Annotated in this window: 25 protein-coding genes; 10 read left to right on the forward strand and 15 right to left on the reverse strand. The window is 38.8% G+C overall.

The window, feature by feature from the left end:
* Positions 1 to 130: 130 nt before the first annotated feature.
* The 6 genes from ACPC58_RS01885 to ACPC58_RS01910 all read right to left on the reverse strand — a co-directional run bounded on the left by ACPC58_RS01885 (position 131) and on the right by ACPC58_RS01910 (position 2,866).
* A complete protein-coding gene (locus tag ACPC58_RS01885) occupies positions 131 to 1,012 on the reverse strand; it encodes a phage replisome organizer N-terminal domain-containing protein (RefSeq protein ID WP_434065078.1) in 882 nt (293 codons plus the stop codon).
* Complete coding sequence (locus ACPC58_RS01890; protein WP_434065079.1) at positions 1,009 to 1,245, reverse strand: hypothetical protein; 237 nt, start codon at positions 1,243 to 1,245, stop codon at positions 1,009 to 1,011. Before ACPC58_RS01890 ends, ACPC58_RS01885 begins: the two co-directional genes overlap by 4 nt.
* Positions 1,246 to 1,395: 150 nt before the next feature.
* Positions 1,396 to 1,626 (reverse strand): hypothetical protein, encoded by a 231-nt coding sequence (locus tag ACPC58_RS01895; RefSeq protein ID WP_434065080.1) that lies wholly within the window; start codon positions 1,624 to 1,626, stop codon positions 1,396 to 1,398.
* Between the two features lie 6 nt (positions 1,627 to 1,632).
* Positions 1,633 to 1,815 (reverse strand): hypothetical protein, encoded by a 183-nt coding sequence (locus ACPC58_RS01900; protein WP_277837316.1) that lies wholly within the window; start codon positions 1,813 to 1,815, stop codon positions 1,633 to 1,635.
* Positions 1,812 to 2,096, reverse strand: coding sequence for a DNA-binding protein (locus ACPC58_RS01905; RefSeq protein WP_277837315.1), 285 nt, complete (start codon positions 2,094 to 2,096; stop codon positions 1,812 to 1,814). Before ACPC58_RS01905 ends, ACPC58_RS01900 begins: the two co-directional genes overlap by 4 nt.
* Positions 2,097 to 2,155: 59 nt before the next feature.
* Positions 2,156 to 2,866, reverse strand: coding sequence for an ORF6C domain-containing protein (locus ACPC58_RS01910; protein ID WP_434065081.1), 711 nt, complete (start codon positions 2,864 to 2,866; stop codon positions 2,156 to 2,158).
* Positions 2,867 to 2,919: 53 nt separating this feature from the next.
* Here ACPC58_RS01910 and ACPC58_RS01915 point away from each other — a divergent pair, with 53 nt between their 5' ends.
* Positions 2,920 to 3,453, forward strand: a complete 534-nt coding sequence (locus ACPC58_RS01915; RefSeq protein WP_277837312.1) for a hypothetical protein — start codon at positions 2,920 to 2,922, stop codon at positions 3,451 to 3,453.
* A 3-nt stretch (positions 3,454 to 3,456) separates the two neighbouring features.
* Here the strand turns inward: ACPC58_RS01915 and ACPC58_RS01920 are convergent, their stop codons facing one another.
* From ACPC58_RS01920 to ACPC58_RS01930, 3 genes are read right to left on the reverse strand one after another with little or no spacing between them, the layout of a single operon-like run.
* Positions 3,457 to 3,609, reverse strand: a complete 153-nt coding sequence (locus ACPC58_RS01920; RefSeq protein WP_257384655.1) for a hypothetical protein — start codon at positions 3,607 to 3,609, stop codon at positions 3,457 to 3,459.
* Positions 3,606 to 3,755, reverse strand: coding sequence for a hypothetical protein (locus tag ACPC58_RS01925; RefSeq protein WP_434065124.1), 150 nt, complete (start codon positions 3,753 to 3,755; stop codon positions 3,606 to 3,608). Before ACPC58_RS01925 ends, ACPC58_RS01920 begins: the two co-directional genes overlap by 4 nt.
* Positions 3,733 to 3,855 carry a hypothetical protein gene (locus ACPC58_RS01930; RefSeq protein ID WP_277837310.1) on the reverse strand — a complete coding sequence of 41 codons (123 nt, stop codon included), beginning with the start codon at positions 3,853 to 3,855 and terminating at the stop codon, positions 3,733 to 3,735. The genes ACPC58_RS01925 and ACPC58_RS01930 overlap by 23 nt, the downstream gene beginning before the upstream one ends.
* Before the next feature lie 80 nt (positions 3,856 to 3,935).
* Between ACPC58_RS01930 and ACPC58_RS01935 the strand changes: the two genes are divergently transcribed.
* Positions 3,936 to 4,148 (forward strand): hypothetical protein, encoded by a 213-nt coding sequence (locus tag ACPC58_RS01935; protein WP_277837309.1) that lies wholly within the window; start codon positions 3,936 to 3,938, stop codon positions 4,146 to 4,148.
* A 165-nt stretch (positions 4,149 to 4,313) separates the two neighbouring features.
* Here the strand turns inward: ACPC58_RS01935 and ACPC58_RS01940 are convergent, their stop codons facing one another.
* Positions 4,314 to 4,517, reverse strand: a complete 204-nt coding sequence (locus ACPC58_RS01940) for an XRE family transcriptional regulator (protein ID WP_434065082.1) — start codon at positions 4,515 to 4,517, stop codon at positions 4,314 to 4,316.
* A gap of 62 nt (positions 4,518 to 4,579) precedes the next feature.
* On the opposite strand from ACPC58_RS01940, the gene ACPC58_RS01945 reads away from it, so the two are divergent.
* A complete protein-coding gene (locus ACPC58_RS01945; protein WP_434065083.1) occupies positions 4,580 to 5,050 on the forward strand; it encodes a hypothetical protein in 471 nt (156 codons plus the stop codon).
* Here the strand turns inward: ACPC58_RS01945 and ACPC58_RS01950 are convergent.
* Positions 5,033 to 5,197: a hypothetical protein gene (locus ACPC58_RS01950; protein ID WP_277837306.1), complete on the reverse strand. Its 165-nt coding sequence runs from the start codon at positions 5,195 to 5,197 to the stop codon at positions 5,033 to 5,035. The genes ACPC58_RS01945 and ACPC58_RS01950 overlap by 18 nt on opposite strands.
* A 290-nt stretch (positions 5,198 to 5,487) precedes the next feature.
* Between ACPC58_RS01950 and ACPC58_RS01955 the strand changes: the two genes are divergently transcribed.
* The 5 genes from ACPC58_RS01955 to ACPC58_RS01975 all read left to right on the forward strand — a co-directional run bounded on the left by ACPC58_RS01955 (position 5,488) and on the right by ACPC58_RS01975 (position 9,210).
* Positions 5,488 to 5,850 (forward strand): helix-turn-helix domain-containing protein, encoded by a 363-nt coding sequence (locus ACPC58_RS01955; RefSeq protein WP_434065084.1) that lies wholly within the window; start codon positions 5,488 to 5,490, stop codon positions 5,848 to 5,850.
* 6 nt (positions 5,851 to 5,856) lie between these two features.
* Positions 5,857 to 6,243 (forward strand): ImmA/IrrE family metallo-endopeptidase, encoded by a 387-nt coding sequence (locus ACPC58_RS01960; RefSeq protein ID WP_434065085.1) that lies wholly within the window; start codon positions 5,857 to 5,859, stop codon positions 6,241 to 6,243.
* Positions 6,244 to 6,252: 9 nt separating this feature from the next.
* Entirely contained in the window at positions 6,253 to 7,230 is a 978-nt protein-coding gene (locus tag ACPC58_RS01965) for an HIRAN domain-containing protein (protein WP_434065086.1), read from the forward strand.
* Between the two features lie 122 nt (positions 7,231 to 7,352).
* Positions 7,353 to 8,438, forward strand: coding sequence for a tyrosine-type recombinase/integrase (locus tag ACPC58_RS01970; RefSeq protein WP_434065087.1), 1,086 nt, complete (start codon positions 7,353 to 7,355; stop codon positions 8,436 to 8,438).
* A gap of 580 nt (positions 8,439 to 9,018) precedes the next feature.
* Positions 9,019 to 9,210, forward strand: a complete 192-nt coding sequence (locus ACPC58_RS01975) for a helix-turn-helix transcriptional regulator (protein ID WP_217374555.1) — start codon at positions 9,019 to 9,021, stop codon at positions 9,208 to 9,210.
* A 236-nt stretch (positions 9,211 to 9,446) separates the two neighbouring features.
* Here the strand turns inward: ACPC58_RS01975 and nusG are convergent, their stop codons facing one another.
* From nusG to pbp2a, 4 genes are all read right to left on the reverse strand, one after another.
* The gene (gene nusG / locus ACPC58_RS01980; RefSeq protein WP_277837301.1) at positions 9,447 to 9,986 is read right to left on the reverse strand and encodes a transcription termination/antitermination protein NusG; all 540 of its coding nucleotides are present in this window, start codon (positions 9,984 to 9,986) and stop codon (positions 9,447 to 9,449) included.
* Positions 9,987 to 10,140: 154 nt separating this feature from the next.
* Positions 10,141 to 10,317, reverse strand: coding sequence for a preprotein translocase subunit SecE (secE, locus tag ACPC58_RS01985; protein WP_217374554.1), 177 nt, complete (start codon positions 10,315 to 10,317; stop codon positions 10,141 to 10,143).
* Positions 10,318 to 10,326: 9 nt separating this feature from the next.
* A complete protein-coding gene (rpmG, locus tag ACPC58_RS01990; protein ID WP_032512074.1) occupies positions 10,327 to 10,479 on the reverse strand; it encodes a 50S ribosomal protein L33 in 153 nt (50 codons plus the stop codon).
* A 49-nt stretch (positions 10,480 to 10,528) separates the two neighbouring features.
* Positions 10,529 to 12,727 (reverse strand): penicillin-binding protein PBP2A, encoded by a 2,199-nt coding sequence (gene pbp2a / locus ACPC58_RS01995; protein ID WP_434065088.1) that lies wholly within the window; start codon positions 12,725 to 12,727, stop codon positions 10,529 to 10,531.
* A gap of 155 nt (positions 12,728 to 12,882) precedes the next feature.
* Here pbp2a and ACPC58_RS02000 point away from each other — a divergent pair, with 155 nt between their 5' ends.
* On the forward strand, positions 12,883 to 13,851 hold the full coding sequence (locus tag ACPC58_RS02000) for an NAD(P)/FAD-dependent oxidoreductase (RefSeq protein WP_434065089.1): 969 nt from the start codon (positions 12,883 to 12,885) through the stop codon (positions 13,849 to 13,851).
* 1 nt (position 13,852) lies between these two features.
* Entirely contained in the window at positions 13,853 to 14,716 is an 864-nt protein-coding gene (locus tag ACPC58_RS02005) for an RluA family pseudouridine synthase (RefSeq protein WP_434065090.1), read from the forward strand.
* Positions 14,717 to 14,745: the final 29 nt, after the last annotated feature.

Here is a 14,745-nt window from a genome sequence, read left to right on the forward strand (position 1 = left end):
TGCCATATCAACTCCAACTGCCCAAGTTGCATATCGGAATGCCTGTTGATCATTCCCATAGAATATATCAAATCCAGTAGTTAGATGCCTTATCTCTCGAATATATGGCTTATCTTGTTTCGCTGAGTTTTTAAGTATGACCCGTTTCACCATTTTCCATAGCCTCCAGTTCAGCATATAATTCAGCCAATCTAGCTTGACCCTCTTCAGTATGCTCATTCTTAACTTCTTCACTTGCCCAATCAGGAACATTTGTTTGTGTAGTTTTTTGAACTCTAGGCACCATGTTCAGATACTTATCAAAATTCGACTCTCTGAACAAAGTTGACGGTTGGAGATATTTCTCCCATTCTGTACCGGTCCAGTTAGCTACCATGTTGTCAATGACCTTTTTGAAAGCATCCAACTTGTACCCCTCGTTCCACCTAGCCTGAATAATTTTCTTGTTGCTACTTGACTGATAACGATAAGACTTTCCAGTTGCTGAATTTAAGTATTCAATGATTTCCTTAATCGGACATATATTATATATATCTTCTTCTTTATCTATTTCTTCTTCTTTATCTAGTGCGTTACCATGCGTTACTGTAACGTTACATGTAACGTTACTATTTGCCAGTTGTTTCTGCTTCTCCCGATACTTTGCGATACGCTTCCGAGCTTGTTCCCTAGCCTTTTCCATCCCCTCTACACTCTGATGTTTCTCCCAGTTTGGAATAGTAATGGCATTATTAATAATCTCAATCATCCCAAACTGCTCAAAAGTTTGAAGTGCAGCCTGAACCGTATTCAATGGCCTGCGAAACAAAGTTGACAACATTTCATCCGTGTAATGCACACGGTCATTCATCATCAGGACACCGCTGTAATTCTGCTTGCCGGCAAGAGTAAGAAGCTTAAACCAAACCACGATAATCGTGTCGGCTTCTGGCAAAGACTCAATCAGCAGAATTTTTTCATCGTCAAAGATATCAGTGACAATCTTAATCCATTTAATCTCGCTAGCCATCATGTTCTCCTTGTCAAAATTAAGTGATCAATGCGCTCTCGGACAGATGTATCGGGAATCCAGTCAAGTTTCCGCATTCTCGTTACATATCTCACATCTATAACGAGCAATACCGCTAGTTCATCATTAGTCAGCTCACAATTTTGTACCCAAATAGCGTAATCCACCCCTGTATTAGACTTCAAATCACCTACTCGTTTGGGTACTTTGTGGGCGAATTCATGTCTGCGAACCATCCCTCTCCTCCCACATCTCAGCCATAATGCCCTTATTCCAAAGGTCCTGTTGGTAAATTCTAGCATTTTGCCATATTTCGAAAGTCTTTTTAAAATAATACTTCCGACCACGGACTTTTTTATTTATTTTTGCAACAATCCAGACCATAGCTAGACCTCACGATCTGCCAACAACTCTGCCTGACAATCGCAGATAGCCTGCAATCTGACACATTCTTGTATAGCGAACTTGTGCTGTTCACGAGTGCGTTGAAGCTCTTTATTTAATTCTAAAGCAAGAGCTTTCCACTTCTCTTCTGAACTTTTCAGAGGGTTAACTTTATTAGCAGAATTCTCTTCCTCAACACTCAAAAACTTTTTAATCATATTCCAAAATTTCATATAATCTTATCCTCCGTAATAAGTCCCAATCTGCAAGTATCTCAAATTCCGCTCTGGTTGCTTTTCTTCAATCGCAGGCTCTTTAACATCAATCTCAACAGGCTTACGGATAAGCCAGATTAAGATTGTGGTCAAAATAGCAATAGCAAGCAATGCCTGTTCCGTTGTTAGTAGTAGTTCTTCTGTCATATCACTGTCCTTTGCCAATTATTGTGGTACCATTCAATTACCGCATCACGAGGGTATTTTTCACGAGCATTTGGTATTCTCGGGAAATCTTTATGACAATTAAATCTCGAGTCAAAAGTCCCTGTGTCTTTCGTTCCTAAGAGCATTTCAGCACACTGAGATTTGTTGAGTTCCATTGGAAATCGTCTCTTTTCGTCTATAACAACGTGCATGACCTTTAACGCTCTATCCATTAACCCAGCTTCAAACTGTTCCAACATTTGAATCATTAGATCATTCATGGTATAATCCTCTTGTATCTTTATATTTGAGCCTGATTGCTGTCAGGCTTTTTTGCGTTTCACAGTTCATAAGCGTTCATCTCCGAAATTTTCATTTTGGTATTTGTGCTTGGTTCCCACGTCATCCAGTAAGACAATGCCGCTTCAGCGAATTTCTTTGGCAACATATCATAGCGATTGATGTTGAAATGGTCTTTGAAATCAACCTCAGCTTGTCGAAAGACCGACTGTGCAAAGATTTTGTCAGCATAGGCTGGACTGTCCATCCCACCTAGACAAGCAACGACACGTGCTTTTCTCTTCTTCAGCAAGGATTGAGCAAAGCTTGGATGAATTGGTTGTTCATTTTTGAGATAATCAACATCTTGAGCCAATACCAACTGCTGCTCTTTCAGTTTCTTCTGACCAGTAAATAGAGCAATGAAAGCTTCATCAGATAAATTCTCTGGCACGTAAGCTCCCTGCTGACGAATCTGTGGTAATACCTCGCTAGTTACCCAACGTTTGAATTCTTTTGCCTGTGGTAACTTACTGGATAAAATAAGTGAATAAAGACCAGATTCGTTTATGATGATTGTATTTTGGATGCGCCCCAAACTATCGATGAGTCCGTGTTTCACGGAGTCATCATCATCAACATGTCGAGAAATTGCATCAAGTGGTTTTAGATAACCTAAAATATCTGCCACATCTTTCCCAACAAACCAAGGCTCGTTGTTAATGGTAACAGTACGGACTTCCTGCCCGTGGAAAACAAAAATTTCGTTCATAAAATTCCTTTCTAATTTGATATAATAAAATCAAAAACTATTAGGAGACTAGCATGACTACTTCTGACATTATTGAAGTGTTATCAATCATTACCTCAACTATCATAGGACTAATCTCAATCTATTACTCCAACAAAGCCATCAAAATTGCTAGCAATGCAAACAAACTAACGGCAGAAATCACCGCAGAGACGAATAGACCTGTAGTCGTAGCCTATCTCGAAACCGTAGAAATTGAAAGTTTTCATAAATACATGGTTATAAAGAATTTTGGGAATACTCCTGCAACCATCCTAGATTTGAAATTCATGCAAAGCATTGACGAATATGATTTTAATATGTCCTCATTGATTGGTTACACTATTGCTCCATCACAAAAATTTATGCATGTCATCGATAACGACCTAAAAGGAACTGTCATAATAAACATCATCTATCAGACTGTGACCGGACAGAATTTTGATGAAGTTTATCAAGTCAAGCTAAATGCTACTGAAAAACTGTTTTGGATTGGCAGTAATGATCAAGATAAGCAATTAAAATTCATGAAAAACGCTGCCGAGGCCTTTATTAAGGTTTTGAAATAACCACTAAATACTCAATATTGAATGGTTTTTTATATGTTCAATCGTCTCATTAAGTACAAAAATTGCCTTTCCGCTTGTGAACTCTTTTTTAGCTAATAATTGAATAATATCTTGCTTAGCATTTTCAAGCTCCTCGTTTGTAATATAATTATTCACACCATACCCCTCCTTATTTCTCCAAGTGCTAAAATTGTTTCCCAAACATCTAGCCCCTCAAGGCTATCAACTATCAGTTGACTGAGCTGATGGTTTTTCTTTTGCCAGTTGGTAATCAGCTTGCTAGTCATCATCTCCCGCCACATTCTGCACTTCCACAATAGTTGCTGGGTCTTTTTTATCTGTTTCTTTAATAACATCCGCTACATATTGAGCTACTACTTCATCAAGTGTTTTATATTCCATTTCCTTCTCCTTTCTATATTTGTTTCCCCCTCCTATCCATGCTATAATTTAGCTATAGATACAGAAAGGAGGATAACAATATGAGTGTACATTTTGATACATTCAAAGAAGCTACATACAATTCTTTGAAAAAAATGATTTCTGGTGACGTTGACGTGGTCATAAATATGATTGAAACACTATTACAAGCTCAAGCAGATGACTTAGAAAATACGTTCACTAATCAGAAAATTGACATTTTGTCAAAACAAATTGATGAACTTGAGACTCAAGTTGATCGACTCTCTCGGTAGCGTTTAATAACTTCTGTTCAGATTGATCTTGCTCACTTTGCATTTCAGCAACAAAATCTGAATAAGCTTTTTCCCAATCCTTGACTATATCAGTAGTTGAGGCTTTTATTTTTCCGCTATATGGATAACGTTTTGGTCTCACGTTATTCTCCTTTCTACTCCTCCTCAAAACTTCTCCCAAGGATTTTCAATTCCCAAGACAGTAGCAACATTTTGCTTTACAATATCACTACCTTTTCCGTAGCTTAACAACTCAGAAATGACCGTACTAGACACGTTAACACTTTGAGCTAATTCATACTGTTTCATATCTAGCTCAATCAAGCGAGTTTTAATCATAGCTTTGATTTCTTTTAACTCTTTGCTCATATTTTTCCTTTCTTAAATTTGGTATAATAGACTTGAAATCTTTATAGAAAGGAGGTCAAGTCATGGATATAAATCAAGTTCGCATATTGGAAGCGTGCCATAAATTTTTGATTGGCATTACTTCTAGCAAAGACGCACTTCAAGATGATACTCTTGTCTATCTGTACCGAGGTCAACGAATTACGTTTGAGACCTATCAGGAATATAGCAATCTGACATTCACAGATTACTATTTGCAGCACGGTCGCTTACACGGAGAAAACAGCTATATTAACAATAGGCAGGAATTGGTTGACATCTTCCCTAGCGAAGAGCATTTACGGGCTTTACAGAGAATATCTGATGCCGACCAAGCTCGAATCCAGATCGTCAAATTGCTGACCCAAATCAATCTTGAAGTGCTATCTTCCAAGTATTCTGTCTTGAAAAAAGATAATTTCGGATACGATTTCTACAACTTCGAAACCAAAGAAAACTATCCAATCTATCTTTTTTCAGATAATGACAACTTTGAGCTAGTTGCTATCGGTTGATACAACTTCGCCTTCAAAGTCGAATGTTTTTAGCTCGTGAGCCAGTTGTTCAAGCTCGCGGGCTTTTTTATTGAACTCATCGCTCAGTTCAATAAAACGATCAATATTTGCAATTTTGACAGTTACAGTCATTGACCCGAATGCCATAGCATTTCCTCCTTTTTTATTATTTTTAACTAAAAAGTTAGCGAATTTCTTGACTTTTATCACCCAATAGGTTAAAATCAAAACATAGAGAAAAGACTTACTGAAAAGTAAGGTATTACCTAGAAAAAACAGACGCCAATCAGTTTCATTAGGCTTTATTTTTTAGTTGTCTTATTCGCTAACTCTTTAGCTTACAAAATAATAATACACCTTATTGGTTGAATTGTCAACACTTTTCTCCCAAAAAGTTGAATTATTTTTTGTCATGCCTTAGAAAGGTTGATAAAACAATGTTCCCAACGTTTGAAAGAATAAAAGAGCTTACCAAAAAACGAGGATTGACTCTTATTCAATTGGAAGAAAAGCTTGGTTATAGTCGGAATACACTTTATAAGTTGAAAACGCAAAAACCGAATGCTGAAAGAATTTCAGAAATTGCGGACTTCTTTGGTGTATCTACAGACTACTTACTTGGTAGAACGGATAACCCACGAATTGCAGATGACCAGAAGTTCTACTTTGAGGGACAAGAAGTGGATGTTGAAGAACTAGCTGGCACTGCTATGCGTTTCAACGGTAAACCAGTGACCGACAAGGACAAGAGAGCTATTCAGCGAATCATTGAAGGTTTCTTATTATCTAAAGAGGAGTAATTTCCTATGACAGTTAGAGAACTTTGTCAAAAGTTCCAGATTAGACTACATATCTTTAAAGATGATGAATACGAGGATGAAGCTTTCTATATACCTGGACTACAAACTATGTTCATCAGTAGCAGTATCGCTGAAGACGAACGAGTAAAAGTGGCCTTGCATGAATTGGGTCACAAAGGGCATTTACCACATCTCTACGAAATATTTCGTGAGAAATACGAAATGCAAGCAAATAGAAATATGATTCATCATCTACTCAAAGCAGAAATGGAAAATTGTGAAGATTATTCACATTTTAACTATCTAGTCTTTATGGAGAAGTATAAACTGAAAACCATAGCTGATGAGGCTATGGTAAAGGAAGAATACTATAATTTAGTAAGTTGGTATTAGGAGGAGAAAATGCCGAAAGCTGTTGAATCGTTTGTTTTTAGAGTTGCAGGGGTTACAAATTACAAGAAAGCAGTAAAGGCTACATGTAATGATATTGCCGAAGAATACGGAATCCCTGAAGTGACAAAATACTATAGAAATCTATCATCGTCCGAAATACGCGAGGAATTAGAAGGACTCTCTAATAAAATTTTCAAATATGAAGATATGTCTACTTCCGATGTTGAGTTAATAATGGAACCTGATAATCAGTATGATCCGAATGCTATAAAAATCTTGATATCGAATAACTTTGTGGGCTATGTACCTGCAAAAATAGCTAAAAAAATCAATAAATACTTAGTTGATGACAAATACTTTAATACTGCTTCTGCGGAGATAGTAGGTGGGCCTTACAAGGAATTTGACTATATTGAGGATAAAGTTGTTACCATTAATAACTTAGATATCGGATTTGAGATAGCCCTTATTATTTACGATTCTACGCAAACAGAAACGCATGTTTTAGTCGAGCAAACACAAGTTCAAGAACAGTCTACAGATAATATCTCAAGCGTTGTGAGTGAGGAATTTGACTGTATTGAAGATAAAGTTGTTCCCAACAATGACTTAGATATCGGATTTGAGATAGCCCCTACTATTTCAGATTCTACGCAAACAGAAACGCCTGTTTTAGTCGAGCAAACACAAGTTCAAGAACAGTCTACAGATAATATCTCAAGCTCTGTGAATACAGAAGAAAACAAGACAGATGAACAAATTGAGAGTAACGATGATAATATCGGAAAAGCAACTGAAACAATCGATCACACAGCCTATTTTGAAATGCTAGAGAATCAAAAGAAAGCAAGACAAAAAATATTGTTTGCTTTACTGTATGGTTTCTTAGCCCTATTTGGCTTGAGTGGTATCCCTATTTTCCCGCTACTTGCTATACCTTTGACTGTCTGGAGTATCTATAAGCTTATTAAACTATTCAAAAAATAAAAAAGCCCTACGCTCAAATTTTGGTCGAGGAGAGCGTAGGGCGAATCGTGTATAGTGAAAACCTGCTTTGCAGTAGGTCTCTTTACTATACCTATTTTATCAGAAAATGAGGTAAAAAACAAATGGCATTCTATAAAAAGCTCTCATCTGGTTGGCAGTATCGTGTTTCCTATAAAGATGCCAATGGAAAATACCGTGAGAAGTCTAAAAAAGGTTTTAAGACTAAATCACAAGCTCAAGCGGCTGCCATGGAATTAGAACTGTTCTTAAAGAAAAATACATTCATCAACAAAGACCAGAGTCTCTTAGAATACTACGAAAAATGGGCTAAAATCTATAAAAAGCCTCACGTTGCTGAAAGAACCTGGAAGAAGTACCAGCAGACCGAAAAACATATAAAGCAGTATTTTGGAAATACACTTCTCAAAGACATCACACCTACCCACTACCAAAGTATTGCTAACAAGTTTACACAAAAATATTCACAGGAAACGGCTGACAATTTCCACTACCATATCCAATCGGCTGTCAAGGTTGCTGTCCGTGAAAAAATTATCGATACCAATTTCTGTGAGGGGGCTATCGTCAAATCGAATCTAAATAGAAAGTCCGTTGAAGACAAGTATCTGGAAGAGCATGAGTATCTACACTTGATTGACATGTGTAAAGACAATATCCAATACCATTCCTATTTTACAATCTACCTTGCAGCAGTGACTGGTTTGCGTTATGGGGAGCTTCTTGGTTTACGGCTAGAAGATATTGACAAAAAAGGACAAATGCTGCATCTCAAGCAAGCTTTTGATTATACCTTTACTATGGATTTTATACCCCTAAAGTCCAAAAGTTCACAACGTTCTGTCCCTATTGATCAGCATACTCTAAAACTTATTCGAGCGTATCTAAAAAATCAAAAAGAACCAAATAAGGACAACAGACTGATTCCCAATATCAGCAATGCGGCAGTCAATAAAACGATTAAGAAGATTGTGGGCAGACCCGTCACTATCCACTCGCTCCGACACACTTATGCGAGTTTCCTGATTGCTCAAGGTGTGGACTTGATATCTGTCTCTCAAATTCTAGGGCATGAAAATCTCAATATTACACTTAAAATATACGCTCACCAGCTGGAAAAGCTGAAAGAGAAGAACAACGACAAAATTCGGAACATCTTTGATAACTTCGGACGAATTTCGGACGAATAGCCGAAAACCCTTGATACATCAAGGGTCTAAAATCCGTCTACCGCCTTTCAGTACCTGTATTAACAGGAATTAACAAAACGCAAAGCCCGATTTTTCGGGCTTTTTTGATTTTCCGTCTGGTTAAATTTGGCAAACTTTGAAAATAATTTGGGGCGAATTTGGGGCTACTAACTATAAAGCGATAAAATTTTAAAAAAAATCGAAAAAAGTTTGTAAAAATACCTCACTACTATTATAAATAATATTTTATAGATACATAAGGTAAGGCGAGATTACCTTAAACAAGGAAACTAACAGGAAGGAGTAATAAATGTTTAAGTACTTAAAAAGCCATTCAAGATTAGAACTAATAAGCTGGTCATCAAACTAAACCTTATCATCCTAACCATTGAGTGGCACATCGAATTGAATAGTGAGTAATCACTATCAACCCCCTCGGGGGTGTACTTAAATGTTATCAAAAAATACTATGAAGGTAAAATACAAAGTAAATAAACACGGTTTTGACTGGAAAGCTTTCCTAGTGTGGTCATTGCTCTTTGCATTGATACTCTGGTTGGTTTTCGGATAAGGAGTATCTATGATCCAAGTATTATCAAAGGAAGAAATGATGAACTTCTTCCAGACGCATTCACGCTATCAAATTGCACAAGCCACGGGCATATCAGAGCAGACCTTGGCAGACTATGTCAAAAGTCGGACTGATATTGGTGGCATGTCTTTTGATAAAGTGATAAAGATTACTGCATACTATGAAAGTTTGAAAAAATAAATTCTATCACAAGAGAAAGTGACTGGGCAAAACTAGCCAGTAAATAAAAAACACAGATAGAGTCAAGCTGAGTATGATGAAATCCTGCCGAACTGTCTGTGTTTTTCTTTTTATCTCTATTATCTTAGACTATTTTCTTAGCCAATTTCGTTAGATTCATGCTCATTAGGAGCGATCGTACTAATCAAAAATTTGAAACAAAAAAGAGCGATTTCTCGCCCCTTAATATTTTTTTCTTACAACTCAGCAATCTGGCTCAAGTTAACTTCGGCAATGGTATCATTACCAAACATAGAGATAACCATTTTGACCTTATTGTTATCAATCTCGGTGATTTTACCGGTGTAGTCTGTGAAGGCTCCGTCAATAATGCGAACAGTGTCACCAACTTTCACATCAGTATCAAATTCTTTTACAGTTTGACCCATTGATACCAAGATTTGACGGATTTCTTCTTCCAAAAGTGGCGTTGGTTTTGAACGGTTCCCGTGCGAGCCCACGAAACCAGTTACGTTTGGAGTATTACGCACCACAAACCAAGCTTCATCAGTCATGACCATTTCAACCAATACATAGCCCGGGAAGCGATTTTCTTCCACTTCCTTAACTTCGCCATTTTTCTCAACTTGTACTGTTTGAGTCGGAATTTCTACACGAAGAATATTCTCCAGCATATTGTAAGTATGCGCACGTTGGAGTAAGTTTTCTTTTACTTTATTTTCATAACCAGAATAAGTTTGCAAAACAAACCAACCTTTATCAAAACTATCGTACATTTTCTTTCCTTTCTCTGGAACCTGTGCCTCGTATTCTTTAATGAAAGATTCATTCAAAAACTACGGTATGTCATTTGAAGACGCTAAAAAAAAGCCCGAAGGCTTTCGCTTTTCTCTATTATATCACTTCCATTTTGAATATGGCAAGCATTTTCTAGAAAATATTAATTAAACTCATAATTCCTTTTGACAAAATAAGGTCAAATAGGTAAATGAGAGCAACAAAGAATGCGGAATACTGAATCACTGAAGCAAAGTCTTTCCAGCTTTGTTTTCCAGTAGGCCAAGCAGTCTCTTTTAAAATGCCAAAAATATCTGAAACGAATTTCATATGCAACTCCTATCGGGTTTCCTTGTGAACAGTGTACTGACCACAATGTTTACAAAATTTATTTACTTCTAACCGTGTTGGTTTGGGATTGCTCGAAAGGTTTATCGAATAATTTCGAGAGCCACAAACCGTACAGGCTAAACTTGCTTTTTTTAGTGCCATCATAGCCCTCCATCTTTACTATTCTAACATGTTTTATTCAGTTTGACAACTACTCAAACCAACTTCTTACCGTATCCCATAACGTTTTCGCCCGTTCTGGAATATTGGCATCTAGGATTTGTTGTTTTGTCTTTTCAATCAAATCCTGTGCTTGAGTAGTAATATCTTGCACTTGATCAGAGGTAACGACCGAATCTGAAGCACTTGTATCCTCTTCTTGAATCGCTACAATACCATTTTGAACATAGGCATTCTCCACATCAAAGGCAGTCCCTGCTGTATTTGGCAAAATCGCATCAGCTACTGTACGGAAGACTGTTGGAGCCATCCAGTAGCTACTGCTATCAATGTAATGATTCTCATCCGTCTGTTCAAAGCCAACCCACTGACTGATAACCAAATCAGGTGTATAAGCAATATACCACTGGTCATTAACAAGATTTACATCAAAACTTGTTTCGGTTGTTCCCGTTTTTCCTGCAAGATAGTAATTGGTAGCATCTGCAGATACACCTGTACCATTCGTATAGGTCCCAAGCATCATAGAGGTCATTTTATCTGCAACCGATCGGTCAATTACTTTTGTACTTGTCTCGCGATGCTGAGCCAATACCTTTCCACCCGCTGTCTCAATACGTGTAATTAGATGAGCATCCTTCATTACACCATCATTTGCAAAAGCACTATAGGCCTGAGCCATTTGCAAGGGGTTCGTTTCCACCCCTGATCCGATTGACGCACCAAGTACCTTTTCAACATTTTCCATATCAAGACCAAACTTTTGACCAAATTCAAAAGCCTTGTCAATCCCCAAGGTATTTACAATATATGCAACTGGCAGATTGTAAGATAAAGCTAAAGCTTGGTACATTGGGATGGTATCCGAAGTTGAATAGTCATAGTTGTGTAAGGTATAATCTCCATAGGTTTCTGTATGGTTATCCAAAGGTGTATCAATTGCCCAACCCGCTGCTACCGCAGGCGCATAGGCAACAAGCGGCTTAATAGTTGAACCGGGACTACGCTTAGCTTGAGTCGCAAAGTTGAATGTTCGAAACACAGCATCTTCCGAACTATTCACGCGCCCAACCAAGGCTCGAACACCACCACTTGTAGGATCCAAAGCTACACTAGCAGCTTGAGCCGAGGTTCCATCATAAATTGAAGTCGGGAACATAGTTTCATCATTGAAGATAACCTGCATACTCGCTTGAGAATTTTGGTCCATTTCGGTATATATTCGATAGCCGTTATTAATGACATCTGATTCTTTAAGGCCATAGCGATCAATCGCTTCAGCAATAACTGCATCAAAGTAAGATGGATAAGAATAGTTATCTTGTTTACCAGTATAGGTATCTGCTAACTGGCTCGCTAAATCGACTTGAAAACCTGCATTGGCAGTTGCCTGATCAATATAGCCAGCGTTGACCATATTTTGCAAGACTGTATCTCGGCGATTGATTGCATTTTCTAAGGAATAATAGGGATTATAAATTTCTGGACCTTTAAGCATCCCTGCTAAAACAGCTGATTGTTCAATCGTCAAGTCACTAGCAGAAATACCAAAATATTTTTGACTAGCATCTTCAACTCCCCAAACCCCATTACCAAAATAGGCATTGTTGAGATACATTGTAAGTATTTCTTGCTTACTGTATTTTTTATTGATTTCAAGGGCTAGGAAGAACTCTCTAGCCTTTCGACTAATGGTCTGCTCTTGTGTCAAAAATGCATTTTTAGCTAACTGCTGGGTAATCGTTGAACCACCACCTGAACGCCCCAAGGTCAAAACAGCTAAGATGGTTCGTTGATAGTTTATCCCTGAGTTTTTATAAAAACTTCTGTCTTCTGTAGCAATCACCGCATTCTCAAGATTATCAGAAATAGCATCTAATTCTACATAAGTCCCTTTTTGACCAGATAAGGTACCTGCTTCAGCACCGTCCTTATCATAAATAATCGTTGTAGCCTTTAATGCTTCCTGCAAATCCCCAACATTCGCAGTCTTTGCAAGAAAGAATAGGTAACCACCTACCGTAAGAACCATTATCCCTATCAAGATCAAAACTATTTTTGTCAGTTGATAGCGCCGCCAAAATTTACGCACCGGCTCTGGAATGCGAGACTTTTTCTTTGGTTTGTCTGAATGACCACGATTTCCCCTGCGACTACGGCTAGGTCTGTCATCATTGTCAGATTGAAAATCATCTGGAACTTCAATCGGCTGGTGTTGCAAATCGTCCATAGAACACCTCTTTCTAGTGATTTTGTACCATTATACAATATTTTCTTTCAGCTAGCTGAGAAAAACACCACTGCAAACCTGTCACAGCCGAACAGCGGAATTTTTTGTCAAAATATGATAAAATAGGGAGATTCTGAATCAGAAAAGGATTTCCAATGACACAAATATATGATATTACCATTATTGGTGGCGGACCCGTTGGTCTATTTGCCGCCTTCTATGCCCATCTCCGCCAAGCTAAAGTCAAAATCATTGACTCCTTACCACAGCTTGGGGGCCAACCGGCTATTCTCTATCCAGAAAAAACAATTTTGGATATTCCAGCCTTCCCTAGCTTAACAGGACAAGAATTAACCGATAACCTCCTTGCCCAACTCTCAACTTTTGAGACAACCATTTGCCTCAATGAAACTCTGACTGCCATTGAACCAGGAGAAGTTATTTCCTTGACAACCACCAAAGGCATCCACCAGACAAAAACTCTCCTTATCGCCATGGGAGGTGGCGCCTTTAAGCCTCGTCCACTGGAAATCGAGGGAGCAGACAGCTTTGAAAACGTTCACTATCATGTATCCAATATCCAACAATATGCTGACAAAGATGTAGTCATCTTAGGTGGAGGAGACTCCGCGGTTGATTGGTCATTAGCTTTTGAGAAAATCGCCAAGACTACTCACATTGTCCACCGTCGCGACAACTTCCGCGCCCTTGAACACAGCGTAGAGGAACTCAAGCAGTCTAGCGTCACCATCCATACACCACTTGTCCCTAAAGGGCTTTCTGGGGAAAATGGCAGAGCTTCTGCCATTCATTTCGACAAGGTTAAGAGCGAGGACAAACTTACCCTGCCTTTCGACCACCTCTTTGTCAACTACGGTTTTAAATCATCCGTCGGAACGCTGAAAGAATGGGGTTTGGAGCTCAATCGCCACCGCATCGTCGTCAACAGCAAACAAGAAACTTCTGTTCCAGGTATTTATGCCATCGGTGACTGTTGTTTCTATGAAGGCAAGATTGACCTGATTGCAACTGGTTTTGGCGAAGCCCCAACCGCCGTCAACAATGCCATGAACTATCTCAATCCAAATGAAAAAGTGCAACCTAAGCACTCAACCAGTCTGTAAGATGAAAATTGACATTCGCATTCCACAAGCCTTTCCACAACTCACTGTTAAGGAAGTCTTGGAAGATTATTTTCTTATTCCTAGAAAAATCCGCCATTTCCTCCGCACCAAGAAGCACGTCCGTGTCAACGGTGAGCTGATTAACTGGCAGAGCCCGATTACCGCAGGCGACTTGTTAGAATTGACCTTTGACCAGGAAGATTATCCTGAAAAAAGCATTCCTCTGGGACAGGCGGACTTGGTGGAGGAACTCTATCAAGATGAGCACCTAATTATAGTCAACAAGCCCGAAGGTATGAAGACCCACGGTAACGAGCCGACGGAGATCGCCCTGCTTAACCATGTATCTGCCTATGTCGGCCAGACCTGCTATGTAGTCCACAGGCTGGATATGGAAACCAGCGGAGCCATTCTCTTTGCTAAAAATCCTTTTATCCTACCCATTCTCAATCGGCTTTTGGAAGACAAGGTCATCTACCGTGACTATCTCGCCCTCTGCCAAGGGCAGTTAAAAAAGACCGATTGGACCATTACCGATAAGATTGGACGGGACCGGCACGATCGCAGAAAGCGAGTCGTTGACAACCAAAAAGGACAAGCAGCCTTCACTCAAGTCCATCTCTTGAAGACCATTGGCAAAAATAGTTTGGTCGCCTGTCGCCTCCAGACAGGTCGGACCCACCAGATTCGGGTTCATCTAGCCCACAACGGTCATGCCCTAATCGGTGACCCTCTTTATAGTTATGTAGCCGCCCCCCGACTCATGCTCCACGCCCAAAAACTCAGCCTAACCCATCCGCTAACTCTGGAAAAAATCAGCGTAGAAGCAAGGTCGGAGAGTTTTGAGGAAGTATTGAAAATGTAAAGAAAACTCACTATTTCAACAATGGAAAT

Origin of the sequence: Streptococcus sp. VTCC 12905 (assembly GCF_049893385.1) — a bacterium.
Taxonomy (GTDB): Bacteria; Bacillota; Bacilli; order Lactobacillales; family Streptococcaceae; genus Streptococcus; species Streptococcus suis_AA.